Consider the following 20,188-nt stretch of genomic DNA (forward strand, 5'->3'; position numbering starts at 1 on the left):
AGACAGCGCACGACCCAAGGCGCGCCTCCGAACCCCTCGGCCGGAGAGCGAACAAGCGCCCTCCCAAGCGCCCGCGGCCCCGCCGCGGGCGCTTGGTACGTTCCAGATCATGGAATTCCTCTGCTACCACCGCGACCGGCCCTGCTCCCTCACCCTGCGCGAAGAGCTGCTGGAGGCGCACTGGTCCTACATGGACGGGTACTCGGCAGAGATGATCGCCCGCGGCCCCACGTTCGCCGACGACGGCGAGACCCCCACCGGCAGCCTGCACATCGTCGACCTCCCCGGCCCCGCCGCCGCCCGCGCGTTCGCCTTCGACGAGCCCGGCTACCAGGCCGGCGCCTACCGGGACGTCCTGCTCCGCCGCTGGCGCGACCTGCTGGGCCGCACCATGTGGGACGTCCCCGGCCTCCGCGAGGACGGTGCCCGCTTCCTCGTGCTCGGCCTGGGCCGCGGAGAGCCCGCCGACCTCGACGTCCCGACGCTCGGCGACGCCCTGATCGCCTACGGCCCGCTGCTCTCCGACGACGGCGCCGCCTGGCTGGGCACGGCGGCGCTGCTCCGCGCACCGACCCCGGATGCCGCCCGCGCCGTCCTCACCGAAGCCCGCTACGCCACCATCGAGACCCACCCCTGGGAACCCGGCGGCCGCCGCTGACCCTGCGACCTGGACCTTGGTCGCCTGGCTGGGCGACCGGACGTCGCCGTAGGGCGTCAGCGGGGCGGGCCGGGGCGTTTGTGGGCGGTCAGCGGGATGTTGACGACGACCTCGGTGCCGCCGCCGGGGCGGCCGTGGAAGTCCAGGATGCCGCCCAGCTCGCCGACGATGAGGGTGCGGACGATCTGCAGGCCCAGGCTGTTGCTGCTCTCCACGTCGAAGTCCGCGGGCAGGCCCACGCCGTCGTCGGCGACGGTGACCACCAGGCGGGGCTCCCCGCCCTCCTCGGAACGGTGCGCGAGGACCTCCAGGGTGCCGTCGCGGTGCGCGGGAAGCCCGTGCTCCAGGGCGTTCTGCAGCAGCTCGGTGAGGGCCATCGCCAGCGGGGTGGCGATCTCGGCGGGCAGGACGCCGAAGCTGCCCGTACGTTTGGGCGTGACCCGGGTCTCCGGCGTGGAGACCTCCCCGGCCATCATGATCACCCGGTCGGTGATGTCGTCGAAGTCGATCAGCTCGTCCGGTGTCAGCGAGAGCGTCTCGTGCACGATCGCGATCGAGCCGACGCGGCGGACGGCCTCGTCCAGAGCGGCGCGGCCCTCGGGGATGCGGAGCCGGCGGGCCTGGAGGCGGAGAAGGGCCGCCACGGTCTGCAGGTTGTTCTTGACCCGGTGGTGGATCTCCCGGATGGTCGCGTCCTTGGTCATCAGCTCCCGGTCTCGCCAGCGCAGCTCGGTGACGTCGCGCACCAGCACGATCGCCCCGATCCTGGCGCCGCCCACGACCAGCGGGATCGTGCGCAGTTGCATGATCGAGCCGTTCGACTCGACCTCGACCTCGCGCGGCGCGCGCCCGCTGAGGATCGCCGACAGCGCCTCCTCCATCGGCTCGCCGGTGTCGCACATCGACGCGGTGACCGTGCCGAGCGACTCCCCCACCAGGTCGGTCGCCAGCCCGAGCCGCCGGTAGGCCGACTGCGCGTTCGGGCTCGCGTAGGTGACCCGCCCGGTCCGGTCGATGCGGATCAGGCCGTCGCCCACCCGCGGCGAACGCAGCAGGTTGGGCTCCTCCCCCGGCACCGGGAACCGGCCCTCGGAGATCATCTGGGCGAGGTCGCTGGCGCTCTGCAGGTAGGTCAGCTCGAGCCGGCTCGGCGTGCGGGCCGAGCTCAGGTTGGTGCTGCGCTGGATCACCCCGAGGAGCTTGGCGCCGCGCCGGACCGGGATCGACTCCTCCCGCACCGGGATGCCGCTCCCCCACTCCGGGTCGCCCTCGCGCACGATGCGCCGTTCCCGCCAGGCCACGTCGATCAGCCCGCGACGGCCGGTACGGACGATCTTGCCGACCAGGTCCTCCGGGTAGGCCGTCGGCCCGGTCGTCGGCCGCATCTGGGCGACCGCCACCCAGCCCGGGACCGGGCTGTCGGCCGCCGGACGCGGCCGCACCCCCACCTCGGCCGGCAGTGCCTCGGCCGAACGGAGCGGGACCCACAGCAGGAGATCGGCGAACGAGAGGTCGGCCAGCAGCTGCCAGTCCGACACCAGGGCGTGCAGCCACTCCAGATCGGTCTCGTTCAGCTCGGTGTGGTCACGGACCAGATCGGTCAAGGTAGGCACCCGCCCATCATCCCGCATGCCCCCGCGTGCCCGTCCCCGCCCACCTGGCAGGATGCTGGCCATGACCCCAGGACAGGACCCCCTGGCCAGGTTCCGGGCCGCCGCCGAACGCCGCGCCGAGGCCGGTCTCCGCCGCCGCCTCCGTCCCCGCACGGCCGACCACGACGGGCTGATCGACCTCGCCTCGAACGACTACCTGGGCCTGTCCCGGGACCCCCGGCTGGTCGAGGGCGCGATGGCGGCCGCCCGCGAGTGGGGCACCGGCTCCACCGGGTCGCGCCTGGTCACCGGCACCACCGAGCTGCACGCCGAGCTCGACCGCCGCCTCGCCGCGTTCACCGGCAGCCCCGCGGGCCTGACCTTCTCCTCCGGCTACCTGGCCAACCTCGGCGCCGTCGCGGCCCTCTCGGGGCCCGGCACCCTCGTCGTCTCCGACCAGGTCAACCACGCCTCCATCGTCGACGCCTGCCGCCTCTCCCGGGCCCGCGTGGTGATCACCCCGCACCGGGACACGGCCGCCGTCAAGGAGGCCCTGGCCGGACGTGACGAAGAGCACGCGCTCGTCGTCACCGACGCCGTCTTCTCGGTCGACGGCGACCTCGCCCCGCTGCACGACCTCCACGCCACCGCCCGCGCCCACGGCGCCCTCCTGGTGATCGACGAGGCGCACGCCCTCGGCGTCGTCGGCCCCGGCGGCCGTGGCGCCGCCCACGCCGCCGGCCTCACCGCCGAGCCCGACGTCGTCCTCACCCTCACGCTCTCCAAGTCCCTCGCCTCCCAGGGCGGCGCGGTCCTGGCCGCCCCGGAGCTGATCGACACGCTGGTCGACACCGGCCGCTCGTTCATCTTCGACACCGGCCTCAATCCGCCGGCCGCCGGAGCCGCCCTGGCCGCCCTCGACGCCGTCGAGGCCGACCCGGGCCTCCCCGCCCGCGCCCGCGAGGTCGCCCGCCGCATGATGACCATCGCCACCGATCTCGGCCTCGAGACCGCCGTCCCCGCCGCCGCGGTCGTCCCGGTCGTCCTCGGCGAGCCGCACGCGGCCCTCCGCGCCGCCGAGATCTGTGCCGAGCACGGCGCGCGGGTGGGCTGTTTCCGCCCGCCGTCGGTCCCCAAGGGCCGCGCCTGCCTGCGCCTGACGGCCCGCGCGTCCCTGAGCGAGTCCGACCTCACAACCCTCCGGGGGGCCCTTACGGCGGTGGCGGGCTCTACCGGCCGTAGTCTTCACACGTAACATCGGGGACAACCGGTGGTGAACGTGAGGAGTGTCCGTGACGGAGGTCAGGGGCGGGCCCCGGCCCGGATTCGGCACCGAGCGCGTCCCGATGCCTGAGATCGGGCGCCGCCATTCGGCGTCCAATCCCCGGATCCCCAAGTACTACAAGCTCAAGGAGCTGCTGGTCGAGCTGATCCAGCAGCTCCCGCCGGGCAGCCCGCTGCCGCCCGAGCGCACCCTGGCCGAGAAGTACGAGACCTCGCGGACCACGGTCCGCCAGGCCCTGGCCGAGCTGGTCGTCGAGGGCCGCCTCCAGCGCATCCAGGGCAAGGGCACCTTCGTCGCCAAGCCCAAGGTCGCCCAGAACCTCCAGCTGGTCTCCTACACCGAGGACATGCGCCACCACGGCCTGCACCCGGAGACCCGCATCCTGGAGATCGGCTACGTCAGCGCCGACGAGCGCCTGGCCACCCTGCTGGGCATCCGCCCCGGCGGCCGTGTCCTGCGCATCCACCGGCTCCGCCTGGCCGACGGCGAGTCCATGTCGATCGACACCTCGCACCTGCCGGCCCGCCGCTTCCCCGGCCTGCGCCGCGAGCTGCCCCGGCACCGCTCCCTGTACGAGACCCTCGCCACGGCCTACGACGTCCACCTGACCGAGGCCGAGGAGACCATCGAGACGGTCCTGGCCACCCCGCACGACGCCCAGCTCCTCGGCGTCGACGTGGGCCTGCCCATGCTCCTGCTCTCCCGGCACGCCTTCGACACCACCGGCCAGCCCGTCGAGTGGGCCCAGTCCCTCTACCGCGGCGACCGCTACAAGTTCATCACCCGCCTCCGCCGCGACTAGAAGTCCCCGGCGTCACCCCCGTGTTGCACCCCGGTTACGCCACGCCCGGCGACCCGACCTGGCCGCATCCGGCCACGCGCACCCCTTCGTCACTCTCGGCGACCAGATCACTCGATCTGGGTACGCTCTGACCACACCTTCCCCACGATGACCGGAGCAGATCGTGAACGAAAGGTCGCCGAACGTGACTCTCATCCACCACACGGGCCCGATGGGACACCTGACCAGCGCGTGACGTTCATGCTTCTGACGCCACCCGGCGCTCCGGTCAGAGGGTCTGGGAGAGGGCCTTGATGGGCATCTGGAGTTCAGTGAGGAGCTCCAGGTCCTTTTCGGCGGGGCGGCCGAGGGTGGTGAGGTAGTTGCCGACGATCATGGCGTTGATGCCGCCGAGCATGCCGTCGCGGGTGCCGAGGTCGCCGAGGGTGAGCTCACGGCCGCCGGCGTAGCGGAGGATCGTGCGGGGCAGGGCCAGCCGGAAGGTGGCGATGGTCTTGAGGGCCTCGGGGCCCTCGACCAGGGAGAAGTTCTCGAACGGGGTGCCCGGGCGCGGGGTGAGGAAGTTGAGGGGGACCTCGTCGGGCTCCAGCTCGGCGAGCTGGCCGGCGAACTCGGCGCGCTGCTCGACGGTCTCGCCCATGCCGATGATGCCGCCGCAGCACACCTCCATGCCGGCCTCCTTGACCATGCGGAGGGTGTCCCAGCGCTCCTCCCAGCTGTGGGTGCTGACCACGCTGGAGAAGTGGGAACGGGCCGTCTCGAGGTTGTGGTTGTAGCGGTGCACGCCCATCGCGGTCAGCTCGTCGACCTGGGCCTGGGTGAGCATGCCGAGCGAGCAGGCGATGTTGATCTCGACGGCCTCGTTGATGGCCTTGATGCCCTCGCGGACCTGCCTCATGAGGCGCTCGTCGGGGCCGCGGACGGCGGCGACGATGCAGAACTCGGTCGCGCCGGTCTTGGCGGTCTCCTTGGCGGCCTCGACCAGCTCGGGGATGTTGAGCCAGACCGAGCGGACCGGCGAGGTGAACTGGCCGGACTGGGAGCAGAAGTGGCAGTCCTCCGGGCAGCCGCCGGTCTTGAGGGAGATGATCCCCTCGACCTCGACCTCCGGGCCGCACCAGCGCATCCGGACCTCGTGGGCGAGGGCCAGCAGCTCTTCGAGGCGGTCGTCGGGGAGGGTGAGGCACTCCAGCGCCTGCTCGGCGGAGAGGCCCCTGCCCTCTTCGAGGACCTGTTCGCGAGCCACCTCGAGGATGTCTGTCACGGATTCTCCTTTGTGAGGCCGAAGCTATCGCGGAAGGTAGCAGCGTCGAACGCGCCGCCGAACGCCGGGGCCAGCCCGCGGTGGGCGGCGACGAGGAACTCGGCGGCGTCGAGCGCGCCCGAGCCGGCCGGCATCGCGCCCGCCAGGGGGCGGGCCGAGATCGTCTCCAGGTCGCGGATGTTGCTGCGCATGGCGAGGTCGGGCTCGTCCGGCCATTCGCCGAGCACCACGCCGGCGAGCTGGATGCCGCGGTGCGCCATGGCCTCCAGGGTGAGCGCGGTGTGGTTGAGGGTGCCGAGATCGGGGCGGGCCACCACCACGACGGCCGCGCCGAGCCAGCGGGCCAGGTCGGCGACCGTGGCGCCCTCGTCGTCGTAGCGGACCAGGAGGCCGCCGGCCCCCTCGACCAGGACGAGGCGGTGGGTCTCGGCCAGCTCGCGGACGCGGTCGACGACGGTGGGCAGGCTGACCGGCGGGACGCCGGCGTGGCGGGCGGCCGCGGCGGGCGAGAGCGGGTCGGGAAAACGCGCGAACTCGTGGACGTCGTCGATGCCGGCCAGACGCCGGACGTCGTCCAGGTCGCCGGGCTCGTCCGGGCCGACCCCGGTCTGCCCGGGCTTGACCACGGCCACGGGCGTGCCGCGGGTCGCCGCCAGCGCCGCCAGCGCCGCGGTGACGATCGTCTTGCCGACACCGGTGCAGGTCCCGGTCACCACGAGCACACTCACCAGCCGCACACTAGCGTGCGATCTTCCGGGGGGCGTTCGCCGAATCCCACAGTCTTGGGCGCACGGATTTTGTACGGACGGAACCCGCGGGCCCGGCCGCGCGTCCAAGCCCCATGGCGGCTCCCTCCGTACGATCCCGGAGAGTGATCGATCGGAGCATCGCGGCGATGCTGATCAGCGTGGGGGCCCTGACCGGCTGCTCGATGTGGGAAGGCGACGTCGACTGCGCGTCGTCGGATCCGTGCGACAAGGCCACGGGACCGCGCTTGACGACCTCGAGCCCCGCCTCGCCCGGGACCGCCGCGCCGCGGGATCTGCCGGCGGCCGGCACGCTGGTCCTGCGCTGGCGGATGACCGGAGGGTTCGCGGGGGTGGGCGGGCCCGGCACGGTTCCCGAGTTCTCCCTGTACGGCGACGGCCGCGCGATCGCCCGGGACGGGGCGCGGCTGAACGAGTACCGGCTCACGCGGGACGGGGTGCGACGGCTCACCGCCGAGGCCGAGGCCGCGGGCCTCGACCGGCCGCGGACCATCGGCCCGGAGGACGTCGCCGACGCGATGATCCTGGAGATCACGCTGAACGGCGTCCGGACCCGGGTCGTCCAGCCCGAGGGGCAGACCACACCGGTCACCCGGTTCTGGAAGCGGCTCGACCCCGAGGGCTGGCCCCCGGCCGAGCGGCGCGGCCCGGACGGGCCCTACCGGCCGCTCACGGTCGCGGTGATCGCAGGCGAGGCCACGACGGGCGGCGAGGTCAGGACCTGGCCGTTCAAGCGTGCCCTCGGCGGCGGCGAGCCGGCCGCGGGCGGCATCTGCTCGGTCCTGTCCGGCGCCGACGGCCGCAAGGCGGAGGGTATGGCCGCCTCCGCCGAGCCCGGCGTGCGCTGGCGCGATCACGGCAGGACGTACTCGGTCCGCTTCCGGCCGCTGCTGCCGGACGAGTCCACCTGCGCGGACGTGGCGAGGGCCTGACGTCCGTCCGCGTTCGGCGGGCCGGCTCCGCGACGTGCCTCCGCGGGGCCGGCCCGCCGGTCCCTCAAGCCCTCAGCCGAGGCCCGCGGCCACCTCGCGGGCCACGGCGGCCAGCTCCGGATCCAGCTGATCGAGGCGCTCGTCGAGATCGTCGGCGAACGCCAGCCGGTCGATGTCGCGGGACGCGGGACGCACCTCGGGCATCCAGGCCGAGTGGATGAGGAACGGGACCGTCGTGCCGTGCGGCGGCGCGAGGACGGCGATCGGGCCGCGCGAGACGTCGGCGGCGTCGAACAGCTCGACCCGGAACCGGTCGTCGTTGTGCACGGCCAGGACGATGTAGCCGTCGTGGCCGCCCGGGTCGGCGCCCGCGTACGTGGACCGGCCGGGCGCGCCGAGGCCGCGCGGCACGAACGTGGGCGAGGTCGGGTAGTCGTCCAGGGCGAACGTCCACTCGGCGAGCGGCTTGAGGCCCTCCCGTTCGAAGCTGACCAGCGTCGCGGGGGTCTCGCCGTCCGGGAACAACGACGTGTCGACGCGGTCGCCGTAGTTGCGCAGGGCGCGCTGGTTGATCGCCTCGGGGTGGAAGCCGAGGAAGACCAGGTGGTGCCGGGTGGGCTCGTTCTGCCCCTCGAAGCTCCAGTCGATCGCCGACAGCTCGGCCTGCCACCAGCGCGCCGGGTCGTACGCCCTGGCCCGCTCGCGCACCAGCCCCGACTCGGGGTCGAACTGCAGGACGGTCGTCAGCGCGGGCGTCATGCCGTGGCAGTACATGCCGCGCAGGGCGGGGTCGACGGGCCGGCCGTGCACGTCCACGTCGTCCTCGCGCAGGTACATGCCGATGTCCACGCCGGGCGTGTGCTCCATGACGACCTGGATGCCGTCGGAGTCGTCGTGGCGGGCGTAGAAGTGGTTGACCTCGGGCGCGATCCGGAACTGCGAGCAGGGCACCGAGGGACGGCCCGGGACGAGCTCGTCCTTGCGGATCAGGAGCACCGGCCCGTCGGGGTTGTTGGCCACGGTCCGGTCGCCGCCGAAGATCTCGGCGGTGTCGACCTTGTACGCGGTGTCGGCGAGCACCAGCCAGTCCCGGGTCTGGGTGATCGTGTGGGTGGCCTGCGGCAGCAGCGCGCCCTCCACGGTCCAGCGGTGCACGTGCTTGCCGGCCCCGTCGTACCGGATCACGGACGTGACGCCGCTGAGCACGTCCCGGCTGACGCTCCACAGGCAGTCGCGTTCGGGGTCGATGACCGGGTGCGCGGTCGAGGAGATCAGCGGCAGCACGGCCTGGTCGATGCTCGGCTTCCAGTCGTCGCGGTGCCCGACCTCGGCGACGAACTCCAGCGTGACCGGGTCGACCTCGACCGGCCGCCCGGCGTCCCAGGTGGCGAAGAGCCGGTCGCCCCACGGCAGCGGCGCGGTGTTGGCGGCGTTCACGAACCCCCAGGGCGAGTTCGTGCCGACCGGGCCGGCCGTGAAGAGGTCGGGGCGCGCGCGGCGCAGCCGTACCGACGGGGTGTCCACGACGCGCGGCCGCCACGCGAAGCGGCCCCCTGCGTCCGGGCGGAGCGCGAGCCGCGCCATGATCCCGTCGCCGAAGAACGCGTGGATCGGATGGGTGCGCTGGTCGGAGGTACTGACCACGAAGTGGCCCGCGACGTCGTCCGGCCAGGTCCCGGCGACCACGGTCAGGTCGAGGTCGGTGACGTCGTCCTTGCTGAGGATGGAACGGGGTACCGGCATACGGCCAATCAAGCGCGCCGGACCTTGCGTCGTCAAGATGCTAACGACTATTCACCGAGCGACCGCTTGTTACCTTTTCGTTCATGGAACCTCGGCACGGTGGCGACGCGGCGCTGGCGGTGGTCCGGCGGTACGGCGTCGAGACGATGTTCACGCTCTCCGGCGGGCACGTGTTCCCGCTGTACGACGCCGCCGTGAAGACCGACCCCCACCTGCGCATCCTGGACGTCCGGCACGAACAGACCGCCGTGTTCGCCGCCGAGGGCACCGCCCGCCTCACCCGGGGCCCCGGGCTCGCGGTGCTCACCGCGGGCCCCGGCGTCACCAACGGCGTCAGCGGCATCGCCACCGCGCACTTCAACGGCTCGCCGGTCGTCGTGCTCGGCGGCCGGGCGCCGCACGGCCGCTGGGGTTCGGGCGCGCTCCAGGAGCTCGACCATCCGCCGCTGGTCGCGCCGATCACCAAGCTGGCGGCGACCGCGAACGGCCCCGGGACCCTCGTCGCGGACGTCGAACGCGCCTTCACGACCGCCCTCACGCCGCACCGCGGGCCGGTGTTCCTCGACGTGCACATGGACCATCTCTTCGGCCCCGCCGCCGGCCCGGTCCCCGACGTGCCTCCCCCGCCGGTCGAACGCCCCGAGCCCGAGCCCGGGGCGCTGGCCGCGATCGCCGGGCTCCTGCGCGGCTCCCGCCATCCCGTCCTGGTGCTCGGGTCGGACGTGTGGACGGACGGCGCGGAGGACGCCGCCCGCGCGTTCGCCGAGGAGGCACGGCTGCCGGTGGTGACCAACGGCCAGGGGCGCGGCATCCTGCCCGCCGGGCACGACCTGCTCGTCACGCGCGCCCGGTCGAAGGCCTTCCGGGAGGCCGACCTGGTCATCGTGGCCGGCACGCCGCTCGACTTCAGGCTCGGGTACGGGTCGTTCGCCGGCGGCACGGCCCAGGTCGTCCACCTGGCGGACGCGCCCGCCCAGCTCGCCGGGCACGTCCCCACCGCCGGGGCGGCCTCCGGCGACCTCACGCGGGTCTTCACCGGGCTCGCCGCGGCCTGCTCGAAGGCGGGCGTCTCCCCGTCCGCCCACGAGGCGTGGGCCGGCGACCTGCGCGACACCGCCCGCGCCGCCATCGCCGGCGACGCGGGCCTGCTCGCCGCCGACCGCGACCCGATCCATCCGCTGCGCGTCTACGGCGAACTCGCCAAGGTCCTCGACGACGACGCGGTGGTGATCGGCGACGGGGGCGACTTCGTCTCCTACGCCGGCAAGTACGTCGAGCCCGCACGGCCCGGCGGCTGGCTCGACCCCGGCCCGTACGGCTGCCTCGGCACCGGCCTCGGCTACGCCATCGCGGCCCGCGTCGCGCGCCCCTCGTCCCAGGTGGTCCTGATGCTCGGCGACGGGGCGGCCGGGTTCTCGCTCATGGACGCCGACACCCTCGTCCGGCACAATCTGCCCGTGGTCATGATCGTGGGCAACAACGGCGCGTGGGGGTTGGAGAAGCACCCGATGCGCGGCCTGTACGGATACGACGTCGCGGCCGAGCTCCAGCCCGAGTGCCGCTACGACGAGGTCGTGCGCGCGCTGGGCGGCGTCGGCGAGCTGGTGACGCGGCCGGAGGAGATCGGCCCGGCGCTGCGCCGCGCGTTCGGCTCGGGCGCCCCGTACCTGGTCAACATCGCGACCGACCCCGAGATCGCCTACCCCCGCAGCACCACCGGTGTCTGAGCCCGAAGTCGTGGTCCGGCCCGCCCGCGCCTCGGAGTACACGGCGGCGGGCGAGCTGACCGTCGAGGCCTACGTCGGCGGCGGCTTCTTCTCCCCCGCCTCCAGCTACGTGCCCATCCTGCGCGACGCCGCCGACCGCGCCGAGAAGGCCGAGCTGCTGGTGGCCGAGCTCGGCGGAACCCTGGTCGGCGTGGTGGCCTACTGCCCGCCCGGCAGCCCGTACCGCAACTTCGCCCCCGGCCCCGCCGAGGCCGAGTTCCGGATGCTCGCCGTGGCCGAACGAGCCCGTGGCAGGGGCGTCGGCGAGAGCCTGGTGCGTGCCTGCGTCGCCCGGGCCCGCGAGACCGGCATGACCGCCCTGCGCCTGGCCACGCAGCAGGACATGCGGGCGGCCCAGCGCATGTACGAACGTATGGGTTTCGTCCGGACGCCGGATCTGGACTGGAGCGTGCGCCCCGGCCACGAGAAGATGTGGACGTACGCCCTCACCCTCTGAAACACGAGATCACCCTCAGTAATATCTCCCGCACATGCGGGCTTCATCCAGGGGGACACATGAACGCACCGACGGCGATGACGATGCTGCTCACCGCCACGCTCACCGCGATGCTGGCGGGCTGCGGCGGGGACGAGGCCACGGCGCCCACTCCGAGCACCCCGACCGGGCAGCGGATGGCCCCCGGCTCCGGCTCCGCGGCGCCGATGGCGCCGACGGGCACGCCGACCGGCACGATCGATCCGTCCATGGCCGCCTACCGGACGGCCTGCAACTTCCTCGCCAACAAGGTCACGGCGGCCCTGCACGATCCCGTCGCCAGGGGTGACGACCGCGAGTACCCGATCGTCCTCACCGAGGAGTCCGCGACGCCCTGCTCGCTGACCAAGGTGGCGGTGGTGACGCTGCTCGACGCCGCGGGCAGGACCGTGGCCACCGCCAAGCCCGGCATCGAGCGCACGCCGGTCGTGGTGACCAGCTCGGCGCCCGCCCAGTTCACGCTGACGACGCCGGCCGGCGGCACGGTCGCCACCGCGAAGATCCGGATCAAGCTGCCGAACGACGGCGGCACGACCGAGATCGGCTCGCGCGGCCTCAAGGTCACCCCGTCGGACGTCACCGTCGACGGATTCGCCAAGCGGGCCTGACGCCCGCCGGTGCCGGCCCGTGCGGATCAGGTGGACGCCGTCAGGTGGAGGCCGGCTCGCCGTGCTCCGAGCAGCGGGCGGTCCAGCCGGCAGGGGTCACCTGGACGACCATCCGGCGGCGGCACCGGGAGCAGTAGCGCGGCGGTTCCATCCGCCGGGCGGTGCGGCACGCGGCGTGGTCGCCCTGCCCGGCAGGGTCGCCGCAACGGTCGCAGTACGTCGTTTCCACGAGCGGCACAGTACTCCTCACGAAGATCTCGCCCTGATCCCGCCTAGGAGGCGCGCATCCTGTCGACGAGGCCGGTGTCGTAGGTCCCGTCCGCGAACTCCGGGCGGTCCAGCAGTTCGAGCAGGAACGGCAGGTTGGTCTTCAGCCCCTCGATCCGGAACGCGCCCAGCGCGGCCCGTGCCCGCCGCAGCGCGTCGGCGCGGTCGGCGCCCTGCACGCACAGCTTGGCCAGCAGGGGGTCGTAGAACGGGGTGACGACGTTGCCCTCGGCGTATCCGGCGTCGATGCGGATGCCCTCGCCGACCGGCTCCTCCCAGATCTTGATCTCGCCGGGATTCGGCATGAAGCGCAGCGGGTCCTCGGCGTAGACCCGGAACTCGATCGCGTGCCCGCGGGGCGCCACCGGCCCGAGGGCGACCGTCTCGCCGGCCGCCACCCGGAACTGCAGCTCGACCAGGTCGAGGCCGGTGACCAGCTCGGTGACCGGATGCTCGACCTGGAGCCGGGTGTTCATCTCCAGGAAGAAGAACTCCCGGGCGCGGAGATCTCCGTCGGCCGCGCCCACCAGGAACTCGACCGTCCCGGCGCCGCGGTAGTCGATCGCCTCGCCCGCCCGGACCGCCGCGGCCAGCATGCGCTCGCGCAGCTCCGGGCCGATGCCGGGCGACGGGGCCTCCTCGACGACCTTCTGGTGGCGGCGCTGGACGGAGCAGTCCCGCTCGCCCAGCGGGACCACGGTGCCGTCGGGCAGCCCGAGGATCTGCACCTCGACGTGCCGCGCCGCCTCGACGTACTTCTCGACGAGGATGTCGGCGCTGCCGAAGTACTGTTCGGCCCGGGAGCGCGCGGTCTCGTACGCCCGGCGGAGCCCCTCCTCGTCGTAGGCGGCGCCCAGGTCGATGCCGCCTCCGCCGCCGGCGGCCTTGACCATCACCGGGTAGCCGATGCGCTCGGCCTCCTCGACCGCGGTGGCCGCGTCAGGGACGGGCTCCCAGGCGCCGGGCGCGACGGGCACGCCCGCGTCCTTCATGAGGTTGCGCGCGTTGATCTTGTCGCCCATCCGGCCGATCGCCAGCGGCGCCGGACCGACCCAGACCAGCCCGGCGTCGATCACCCGCCGGGCGAACTCGGCGCTCTCGGCGAGGAACCCGTAGCCGGGGTGGATCGCCTGCGCGTTGGTGCGTTCGGCGGCCTCCAGGACCGCCGGCGCGTTCAGGTAGCTGGCGGCGGGCCGCGGCGGCCCGATGAGGATGGCCTCGTCGGCCTCGGCGACGAACGGCAGGTCGGCGTCGGCCTCCGAGTAGACGGCGATCGCCTTGACGCCCATCCTGCGCGCGGTGTGGATGATCCGGCTGGCGATCTCAGCACGGTTCGCCACGAGCACGGACTCGAACACCGGCGGACACTCCCTCAACAGCTTGATCGACACGCGACGCCTGCGAGGCAGAGACTAGTGGGGCGGCGCTCTCCCGTCCGGCCATGCCGCCGACAAAATACCGACTCGTAGCTTTGTCAGGCCGCGGATCGGGCGGGCCGGGGGCTCGCTCTCAGGATCGGCCTGGGGAAGCGGACGGGCTCAGCGGCGGACGTAGCGGTCGACGACGCGGCTGAGGGCCTCGACGACGGTGGGGTCGTACTCGGAGGCCGAGTCGAGCCGCAGGCGTTCGAGGACGGCGGCGCCGCGGTCGCGGTCGCCGGAGTCGCCGACCAGGTCGTCGTAGGCGTTGGCGACCTTGATGATGCGGCTGGCCAGCGGCGGCGGGACGGGCCGGTCGGCGCCGTTCTGCGTCTCGCCGTGGCCGGTGCGGTAGGGGTGGGACGACAGGTGCACGATGCCGGCGACCCGGTCGAGCACCCCGGTCTGCTTGATCACCTCGGAGCCGAGCTCGGCGATGCGGCGCTGCTCGGTGGGCGAGGCCAGCACGGTGGCGCCGCCGGGGATCGGGTCGGCCAGCGACAGCTGCCCGATGTCGTGCATCAGCGCCGCGTATTCGAGCTCGAGCAGCGCCTCCTCGCGCATGCCGAGCTCGCGCCCCATCGAGACGGCCATCCGGGAGACCCTGCGCGAGTGCCCGGCCTCGACGTAGCCGCCGACCTCGGTGACCCGCGACAGCGCGCGCACGGTCTGCAGGTAGGTGGCCCGGACGCCGGCGTAGCGGCGGAACGCGAATTGGGTGACCAGGATCGGCGCAGTGAAGATCAGCAGCGCGGCGGGGCCGAGCACGGTGGTGGAGACGGCGACGAGCATGGCGGTCGCGGAGGTGGCGGCGCAGAGCGCCACCTTGGCGCGGATCTCGTCCCGGAACGCGATGCCGAACCGGGTCCGCACCGTCTCGGCCCGGATCATCGCCGCGATCAGCACGTCGCTGAAGCAGGCGAAGCAGGCGATCAGGCACATGAGCACCAGCTGCAGCCACCAGTCGATCCCGGCCGAGACGATCGGCCGGAAGCACAACGCCACGACCGAGACCGTGAACAGCCGGCGGGCCATCGCGTCCAGGCCGAGCGAGCGCCCGACCGCGATGTGCGGCAGCGAGCCGACGAGCATGCCGACCGCGGTGACCGCGACGACCTGCAACGGCGAGTGCGCGGCGGGAACGACGGCGAGCCCGGCGTCCGGCCCGGCGCCCCCGGCACCGCCCTCCGGGCCGACGCCGATCAGCAGCGCGTAGCCGATCGCGCCCGCGCTGGCGATCGGGGCGACCTCCCGGTTGCCGGGCATCACCATGCGGAACAGCTCGCCGAGCGCGATGAGCACGCCGAAGATGATCGCGACGTCCGGCTGGACGAGGCCGACGGCGCCCACCTGGGTGACCGCGGCGATGACGAAGAGCCCCGCGGAGGCGATCAGCAGCAGCTGGCCCGAGTCGAGCGTCTGCCACGCGGCGCGTTCCTGGTCCGCCACCGGTTACCGCCGGACCTCGTCGCCGGCGACGCGGATCGGCACGGTCGGATCGTCGTGGTCCTGGAGGGTGATCTCCACGACGTCGTCCTCGGGCAGCACGACGGGTTTGGGCGGCTCCCAGCCGTCACGTTCCAACGCGCACAGGAACGCGTCGACCATCTCCTGGTCGAAGTGGTCGCCGGCGCACTTGCGCAGCTCGGCCACCGCCTCCTCGATCGTGCGCGCGGCACGGTAGGAGCGGGTGGAGGTCATCGAGTCGAACGCGTCGGCGACGCCGATGATGCGGGCGAACTCGGGGATCTCGTCGCCGGCCAGGCCCATCGGGTAGCCGCGGCCGTTCATCTTCTCGTGGTGGTGCATGATCCCGGCGAGCGCCTCGTCGAGGAACCCGATCTCGCGGACGATCTCCAGCCCGCGCATCGGATGCAGCTGGATCGCGGCGAACTCCTCCTCGGTGAGCGAGCCGGACTTCTGCAGCACCTTGGTCGGCACGCCGAGCTTGCCGACGTCGTGCAGCATGCCGGCGTAGCGGATCGCCTCGACCCGGTCGGACCGCATGCCGATCTCCTGCGCGATCATCACCGAGCCGCGCGACACCCGTTCGGAGTGGCCGCGGGTGTAGTAGTCCTTGGTCTCGACCGCCTGGCAGAGCGCGGCGAGCGTGGCGGCGTGCGCCTGCTGCTGGGCGCGCGTCTGCTCCAGCGCCCACCGGGCCAGGAACAGCGGCAGCAGCACCAGCACGGCGGCGAACGGGCCGACCGTCTTCCACAGGCCGGCGATCAGCAGGCCGAACATGCCGTAGCCGAGGCAGCCGAACGCCAGCCCGCCGCTCTCGCGCAGCAGCTCGCGCAGCGTGGCCTGCTTGCTGAGCAGCAGGATGCCCGCCACCAGCAGCAGGTTGACGAGCACGAACGTGACGAGCGCGCCGAGGAACGGTCCGATGACGTTCTCGACCCACTGGGCCCGGCCGGGCTCGACGCCCTCGCCGGACAGGCCGTTGAAGACGACCCCGGCCGCGTAGCCGCACAGCGCGAACTGCGCGCCGTTGAAGAGCCGCTTGACCGGGGCGAACAGCCGCTGCCCGGTGACCACCGCGCAGAAGCCGAGCAGGGCCGCGCCGGCCGGGCCGAGGAGGACGACCGACGCCAGGCTGGCGGCGAAGCTGAGGGAGACGCGGGCCCGTTCGATGTTGAGCAGCGCGGGCGCCGAGTCGCAGATGAGGAAGAGCACGGCCAGCACGGCCAGCGTGGGCCAGTTGAGGCCCTCGAACGAGGACGTCGCGATGAGACCGGTCGCCAGCGCGACCACCCCGCAGACGTACGCCCATGCCGCGAGAGGGAGTCCACGCATTGCCGCCCCCTTGGAGGTCGACGCGGCCGAAGCCGGCAGGCCTACACCCAGGAAACGCCCCTGGGCTCCAGCTTGGCGGGCATCGCCGTCATCGCATGCTCAGGCATGGCTCCTTGCCTCCCCCCGTGCACCCGGGGCATGGCGGACCTGACCGATCCGGCCACCCGACCCTCCGGGGTACGGGCCGCCCGGGCGAGCATGACTCCCCGGTCACCCGGGCAGGTGATGCTCCCGTCGCTGATTTCGGGCACAAGCCTAACCTGGGCGGCCCAGGTCACACAGGCATGCGGCGAATCGTGAGCAAAGCGTGAACCAATCGTCACCTTGGGTGATCAAATGTCCTGGGAACGTGCCCAGGCAACGGTCGCGGTCAGCCCCTCGGGCAGGCCCACCCGCGGCGCCCAGCCGAGCGCCTCGCGGGTCGGCTCGGCGTCGACGGACATCGCCGGGAGGTCGCCGAGCCGCGGCGGCGCGAACTCCGGCTCGTCCGGCGCCTCGGCCGCGATCGCGACGAGCGTGTGCAGGTCGCGGTCGGTCGTCTGGAGGCCCGTCCCGACGTTGAAGCGCCGCCCGCCGCCCTGGTCGCCCGCGGATCGCAGGAACGCGTCCACGACGTCCGCGACGTACACGTAGTCGCGGGTCTGCTTGCCGTCGCCGAACACGCGCGTCGGCCTCCCGGCGAGCAGCGCGTCGGTGAAGATCGAGATGACCCCGGCCTCCCCCTCGGGGGTCTGCCGCGGCCCGTAGACGTTCGCCAGCGTGAGCGTGGTGAAGTCGAGCCCGTGCAGCGCCCGGTACATCTGCGCGTAGACCTCACCGGCGACCTTGGACGCCGCGTACGGCGACGCCGGCCGGAGCCGCGCGCCGGGCGGCACCGGCAGCGCGTCGGGCACGCCGTAGACCGCGCAGCTGGAGGTGAACACCACCTTGCGGCTGCCCGCCGCGCGCGCCGCCTCCAGCACGTTGGCCGTGCCGACGACGTTGATCTCGGCGTCGCGGAGCGGGTCGCCGACGCTCACCCGCACGCTCACCTGCGCGGCGAGATGGAACACCACCTCGGGGGCCCAGCCGGCGACACGCCCGCCGAGCGCCGGATCGGCGACGTCCATCTCCCAGATGTCGATGTCGTCCCGGGTGTTGCGGCCCGTCGACAGGTCGTCCACGCCGGCGACCTCATGGCCTTCGGCGAGCAGGCGGTCGACGAGATGGGAACCGATGAACCCGGCAGCGCCGGTCACGAGTACGCGCACGTGGAGCACGATACCGAGACCGGCGCGCCCGCACGCGGAACGCCGGACGCGGAACGTCAGGAGGAGTCGGCCGTGGTCGCGGACTCGGCGGACTTGATCTCGCCGCAGATCTGCTCGATCCGGCCGAGCACCTTGGACCTCAGGTCGTCGGGCACCGGCTCGCAGCCGCACGACTTGTTGACGAGCTTCTTGACGGCCTCCTCGAGGCCGTACTCCTGAAGGCAGGGACCGCACTCGTCGAGGTGCTCGCGCACCTCGCTGCAGCCGCCCTGGTCGAGCTCGCCGTCGAGGTAGGTGTAGACCCGGGCGAGCACCTCGGTACAGGGCGTCTCGTGGTGGTTGCCGCAGCTCATGCCGATCCCTCCCTCGCACGGGTGAGGCCGCGCTCCTGAGCGTAGTCCTCGAGCATGCCGCGCAGCTGCCTGCGGCCGCGGTGTAGACGTGACATCACCGTACCGATCGGCGTGCCCATGATGTCGGCGATCTCCTTGTACGCGAAACCCTCGACATCGGCGAGATAGACCGCGATCCGGAATTCCTCGGGGAGCTCCTGCAGCGCCCGCTTCACGTCGGAGTCGGGCAGGTGCTCGAGGGCCTCGGCCTCGGCGGACTTGAGCCCGCTGGAGGTGTGCGACTCGGCCCTGGCGAGCTGCCAGTCCTCGATCTCCTCGGTCGCCGCCTGCTGCGGCTGGCGCTGCTTCTTGCGGTAGGAGTTGATGAACGTGTTGGTCAGGATCCGGTAGAGCCAGGCCTTGAGGTTCGTGCCTTCCTTGAACTGGTGGAAGGACGCGAAGGCCTTCGCGAAGGTCTCCTGTACGAGATCCTCGGCGTCCGCGGGGTTGCGCGTCATGCGCAGCGCCGCCGAGTACAGCTGGTCCAAGAACGGGAGCACATCGCGCTGGAACCGCTCCTGGCGCTGCTCCACGGTCTCCGTGGTGCCCGGGACCTGACCCACCCCCTCCGTCGTGGCGACGACACCGGTGTCGTCGTACCTCACAGACGATATCGGTCGGCGCCGCCGCACGACGTCGGCGGGGCCCTGTGGCGACGGCACCGCGATGCCGTCAGGCCGCTCGACGACTGTTGTGGTCATGGACTGCACCTCCGGGGACGATCCGCGTCAGACCCCGCCCACGCTGCGCCTACGGCCCTCCGAAACCGGTTCCGGTCCGTAGGCCGCGAGCGTGCGGACGGTCATGTTCCCGTGCAACACCTCCGGCCGGTGAACGATTCCCTTACGCCGATCGTCTTTTTGGGCGGGTCCTGCACGGCTCAGGTCAGGTCACCTCTACCTACACGGAGGGTGAAGTCGGGGCCCCTGCGGGGAAGAAGTCACATACGCGGCTAGAACAGGAGCAAACCCTTGCTACCGGTGCCGGCACGACCCCCGGAGCCCTCCATCGCCAGCCTGCGGAACACCCCTGGTGACGGAGAGTCACTGTCCCTCTACTGGGCGTTCTACTGGGCCGTCGCGGCGGCCCAGCTCGCCCGCTGGCTGCCCCGCCGCCCGGCCCGGATCCTGGACATGTCCGGCGGGCACGCGCACAGCGCGGCGCAGGCGGCGGCGGCCGGGCACACCGTCCTGGAGGTACGAGATCCCAGCCTGGCCGCGCCGCCCGTCCCCCTGGCCTCCAACGGCAACGGCCACCATCCGCCGGGCACCCTGCACCAGGTGATCGCCGACACCGCCGCGCTGCCCTTCGTCGCCGACGGCTCGATCGACGCCGTGATCGCCGAGGACCGCACCCTGTCGCGCCACCTGGCCACCGAGGTGACGGTCGCCGAGATCTCCCGCGTGCTCCGCCCGGGCGGCCGCGTCCTGCTCTCGGTCGACTCGCTGACGTTCGGCATGGCGGTGCTGGCCGAGCAGAACCGCTGGGCCCACCTCTCCGACGTGCCGAGCGCCGAGGTCGTGCTGATCCCCTGGCAGGACGGCACCATGAGCCGCTGCTTCTGGGCCGACCAGCTGCGCGAGCTCCTCACCGAGGCCGGCCTGGAGGTGGAGTGGATCCGGCCCCGGACGATCATCTCCCCGTCGACCGTGCAGCACGTGCTGTCCGACGCTCCCCGCGACCTCCCCCGCCTCGTCCGCGCCGAACTGACCGCTCCCCTGCGCGACGAGGCCCTCGGCATCCACCTCCTCGCCAGCGCCGTCCGGACGACCTGAGCGCCCCGTTCCGAGGCCGCGGAACCTGGAGGCCGCGGAACCTATCTGTACGCGCGGTCGTGCTTGGACTGGCAGGTGACGCAGCGGGCGGCGTCGGGACGGGCCTCCAGGCGGCCCTCAGGGACCTCCTTGCCGCAGCCGACGCACTGGCCGTAGGTGCCCTCGTCGATGCGGCCGAGGGCCGCCTGGACGGCACCGCGATGGCGTTCGAGCGACTCGAGGGCGGCCTCCACGCGGTCGCTGTCGGTGAGGCCCGCGCCGGCGTCGGCCGCCGAGTTGTCGCGTCCGGGGTGCTCGCCCTTGAGGATCGCGATCGAACGGTCGAGGTCGGTGAGCATGCCCTCAAGTCGGGTGCGGGCGGTCGCGGCGTCCAC

Annotated in this window: 20 protein-coding genes; 8 read left to right on the forward strand and 12 right to left on the reverse strand. The window is 72.9% G+C overall.

The features are described from left to right. Window positions 1-109 precede the first annotated feature (109 nt). Window positions 110-658 (forward strand): YciI family protein, encoded by a 549-nt coding sequence (locus ABZ810_RS30815; protein WP_358409305.1) that lies wholly within the window; start codon window positions 110-112, stop codon window positions 656-658. Window positions 659-714: 56 nt separating this feature from the next. Here ABZ810_RS30815 and ABZ810_RS30820 read toward each other — a convergent pair whose 3' ends face one another. Next, window positions 715-2,271, reverse strand: a complete 1,557-nt coding sequence (locus ABZ810_RS30820; protein ID WP_358409307.1) for a histidine kinase N-terminal domain-containing protein — start codon at window positions 2,269-2,271, stop codon at window positions 715-717. Between the two features lie 61 nt (window positions 2,272-2,332). Between ABZ810_RS30820 and ABZ810_RS30825 the strand changes: the two genes are divergently transcribed. Both ABZ810_RS30825 and ABZ810_RS30830 read left to right on the forward strand, forming a co-directional pair. After that, window positions 2,333-3,505 (forward strand): 8-amino-7-oxononanoate synthase, encoded by a 1,173-nt coding sequence (locus ABZ810_RS30825; RefSeq protein ID WP_358409309.1) that lies wholly within the window; start codon window positions 2,333-2,335, stop codon window positions 3,503-3,505. Window positions 3,506-3,596: 91 nt separating this feature from the next. Next, a complete protein-coding gene (locus ABZ810_RS30830) occupies window positions 3,597-4,337 on the forward strand; it encodes a GntR family transcriptional regulator (RefSeq protein WP_358409532.1) in 741 nt (246 codons plus the stop codon). Window positions 4,338-4,605: 268 nt separating this feature from the next. On the opposite strand, the gene bioB is transcribed toward ABZ810_RS30830, so the two are convergent. Both bioB and bioD read right to left on the reverse strand, forming a co-directional pair. Next, window positions 4,606-5,601 (reverse strand): biotin synthase BioB, encoded by a 996-nt coding sequence (gene bioB, locus ABZ810_RS30835; RefSeq protein ID WP_358409310.1) that lies wholly within the window; start codon window positions 5,599-5,601, stop codon window positions 4,606-4,608. Further along, a complete protein-coding gene (gene bioD, locus ABZ810_RS30840; protein WP_358409312.1) occupies window positions 5,598-6,329 on the reverse strand; it encodes a dethiobiotin synthase in 732 nt (243 codons plus the stop codon). Before bioD ends, bioB begins: the two co-directional genes overlap by 4 nt. Window positions 6,330-6,472: 143 nt before the next feature. Here bioD and ABZ810_RS30845 point away from each other — a divergent pair, with 143 nt between their 5' ends. Next, the gene (locus ABZ810_RS30845) at window positions 6,473-7,300 is read left to right on the forward strand and encodes a hypothetical protein (protein WP_358409313.1); all 828 of its coding nucleotides are present in this window, start codon (window positions 6,473-6,475) and stop codon (window positions 7,298-7,300) included. Window positions 7,301-7,372: 72 nt separating this feature from the next. Here the strand turns inward: ABZ810_RS30845 and ABZ810_RS30850 are convergent, their stop codons facing one another. Beyond that, window positions 7,373-9,043, reverse strand: coding sequence for a carotenoid oxygenase family protein (locus ABZ810_RS30850; RefSeq protein WP_358409314.1), 1,671 nt, complete (start codon window positions 9,041-9,043; stop codon window positions 7,373-7,375). Window positions 9,044-9,126: 83 nt separating this feature from the next. Here ABZ810_RS30850 and ABZ810_RS30855 point away from each other — a divergent pair, with 83 nt between their 5' ends. From ABZ810_RS30855 to ABZ810_RS30865, 3 genes are read left to right on the forward strand one after another with little or no spacing between them, the layout of a single operon-like run. Then, window positions 9,127-10,770, forward strand: coding sequence for an acetolactate synthase (locus ABZ810_RS30855; RefSeq protein WP_358409315.1), 1,644 nt, complete (start codon window positions 9,127-9,129; stop codon window positions 10,768-10,770). Then, window positions 10,763-11,266 (forward strand): GNAT family N-acetyltransferase, encoded by a 504-nt coding sequence (locus ABZ810_RS30860; RefSeq protein WP_358409317.1) that lies wholly within the window; start codon window positions 10,763-10,765, stop codon window positions 11,264-11,266. Before ABZ810_RS30855 ends, ABZ810_RS30860 begins: the two co-directional genes overlap by 8 nt. A gap of 59 nt (window positions 11,267-11,325) precedes the next feature. Then, window positions 11,326-11,913 (forward strand): DUF4232 domain-containing protein, encoded by a 588-nt coding sequence (locus ABZ810_RS30865; protein WP_358409318.1) that lies wholly within the window; start codon window positions 11,326-11,328, stop codon window positions 11,911-11,913. 40 nt (window positions 11,914-11,953) lie between these two features. On the opposite strand, the gene ABZ810_RS30870 is transcribed toward ABZ810_RS30865, so the two are convergent. The 7 genes from ABZ810_RS30870 to ABZ810_RS30900 form a co-directional block, all read right to left on the reverse strand. Further along, on the reverse strand, window positions 11,954-12,142 hold the full coding sequence (locus ABZ810_RS30870; RefSeq protein ID WP_358409320.1) for a hypothetical protein: 189 nt from the start codon (window positions 12,140-12,142) through the stop codon (window positions 11,954-11,956). Window positions 12,143-12,185: 43 nt separating this feature from the next. Beyond that, the gene (locus ABZ810_RS30875) at window positions 12,186-13,538 is read right to left on the reverse strand and encodes a biotin carboxylase N-terminal domain-containing protein (RefSeq protein WP_358409322.1); all 1,353 of its coding nucleotides are present in this window, start codon (window positions 13,536-13,538) and stop codon (window positions 12,186-12,188) included. Window positions 13,539-13,718: 180 nt separating this feature from the next. After that, window positions 13,719-15,047 carry an HD domain-containing phosphohydrolase gene (locus ABZ810_RS30880; protein WP_358409323.1) on the reverse strand — a complete coding sequence of 443 codons (1,329 nt, stop codon included), beginning with the start codon at window positions 15,045-15,047 and terminating at the stop codon, window positions 13,719-13,721. 3 nt (window positions 15,048-15,050) lie between these two features. Continuing rightward, window positions 15,051-16,397, reverse strand: a complete 1,347-nt coding sequence (locus ABZ810_RS30885; protein WP_358409324.1) for an HD-GYP domain-containing protein — start codon at window positions 16,395-16,397, stop codon at window positions 15,051-15,053. 332 nt (window positions 16,398-16,729) lie between these two features. Further along, entirely contained in the window at window positions 16,730-17,647 is a 918-nt protein-coding gene (locus ABZ810_RS30890; protein WP_358409326.1) for an NAD-dependent epimerase/dehydratase family protein, read from the reverse strand. 56 nt (window positions 17,648-17,703) lie between these two features. Continuing rightward, window positions 17,704-18,000: a mycothiol system anti-sigma-R factor gene (rsrA, locus tag ABZ810_RS30895; protein ID WP_358409328.1), complete on the reverse strand. Its 297-nt coding sequence runs from the start codon at window positions 17,998-18,000 to the stop codon at window positions 17,704-17,706. After that, window positions 17,997-18,740, reverse strand: coding sequence for a sigma-70 family RNA polymerase sigma factor (locus ABZ810_RS30900; RefSeq protein WP_358409330.1), 744 nt, complete (start codon window positions 18,738-18,740; stop codon window positions 17,997-17,999). The genes rsrA and ABZ810_RS30900 overlap by 4 nt, the downstream gene beginning before the upstream one ends. A 279-nt stretch (window positions 18,741-19,019) precedes the next feature. Between ABZ810_RS30900 and ABZ810_RS30905 the strand changes: the two genes are divergently transcribed. Then, on the forward strand, window positions 19,020-19,814 hold the full coding sequence (locus ABZ810_RS30905; RefSeq protein WP_358409331.1) for a methyltransferase domain-containing protein: 795 nt from the start codon (window positions 19,020-19,022) through the stop codon (window positions 19,812-19,814). 41 nt (window positions 19,815-19,855) lie between these two features. On the opposite strand, the gene ABZ810_RS30910 is transcribed toward ABZ810_RS30905, so the two are convergent. Further along, window positions 19,856-20,188 (reverse strand): TraR/DksA C4-type zinc finger protein, encoded by a 333-nt coding sequence (locus ABZ810_RS30910; RefSeq protein WP_358409332.1) that lies wholly within the window; start codon window positions 20,186-20,188, stop codon window positions 19,856-19,858.

It is taken from the genome of Spirillospora sp. NPDC047279 (assembly GCF_040643285.1).
Taxonomy (GTDB): domain Bacteria; phylum Actinomycetota; class Actinomycetes; order Streptosporangiales; family Streptosporangiaceae; genus Spirillospora.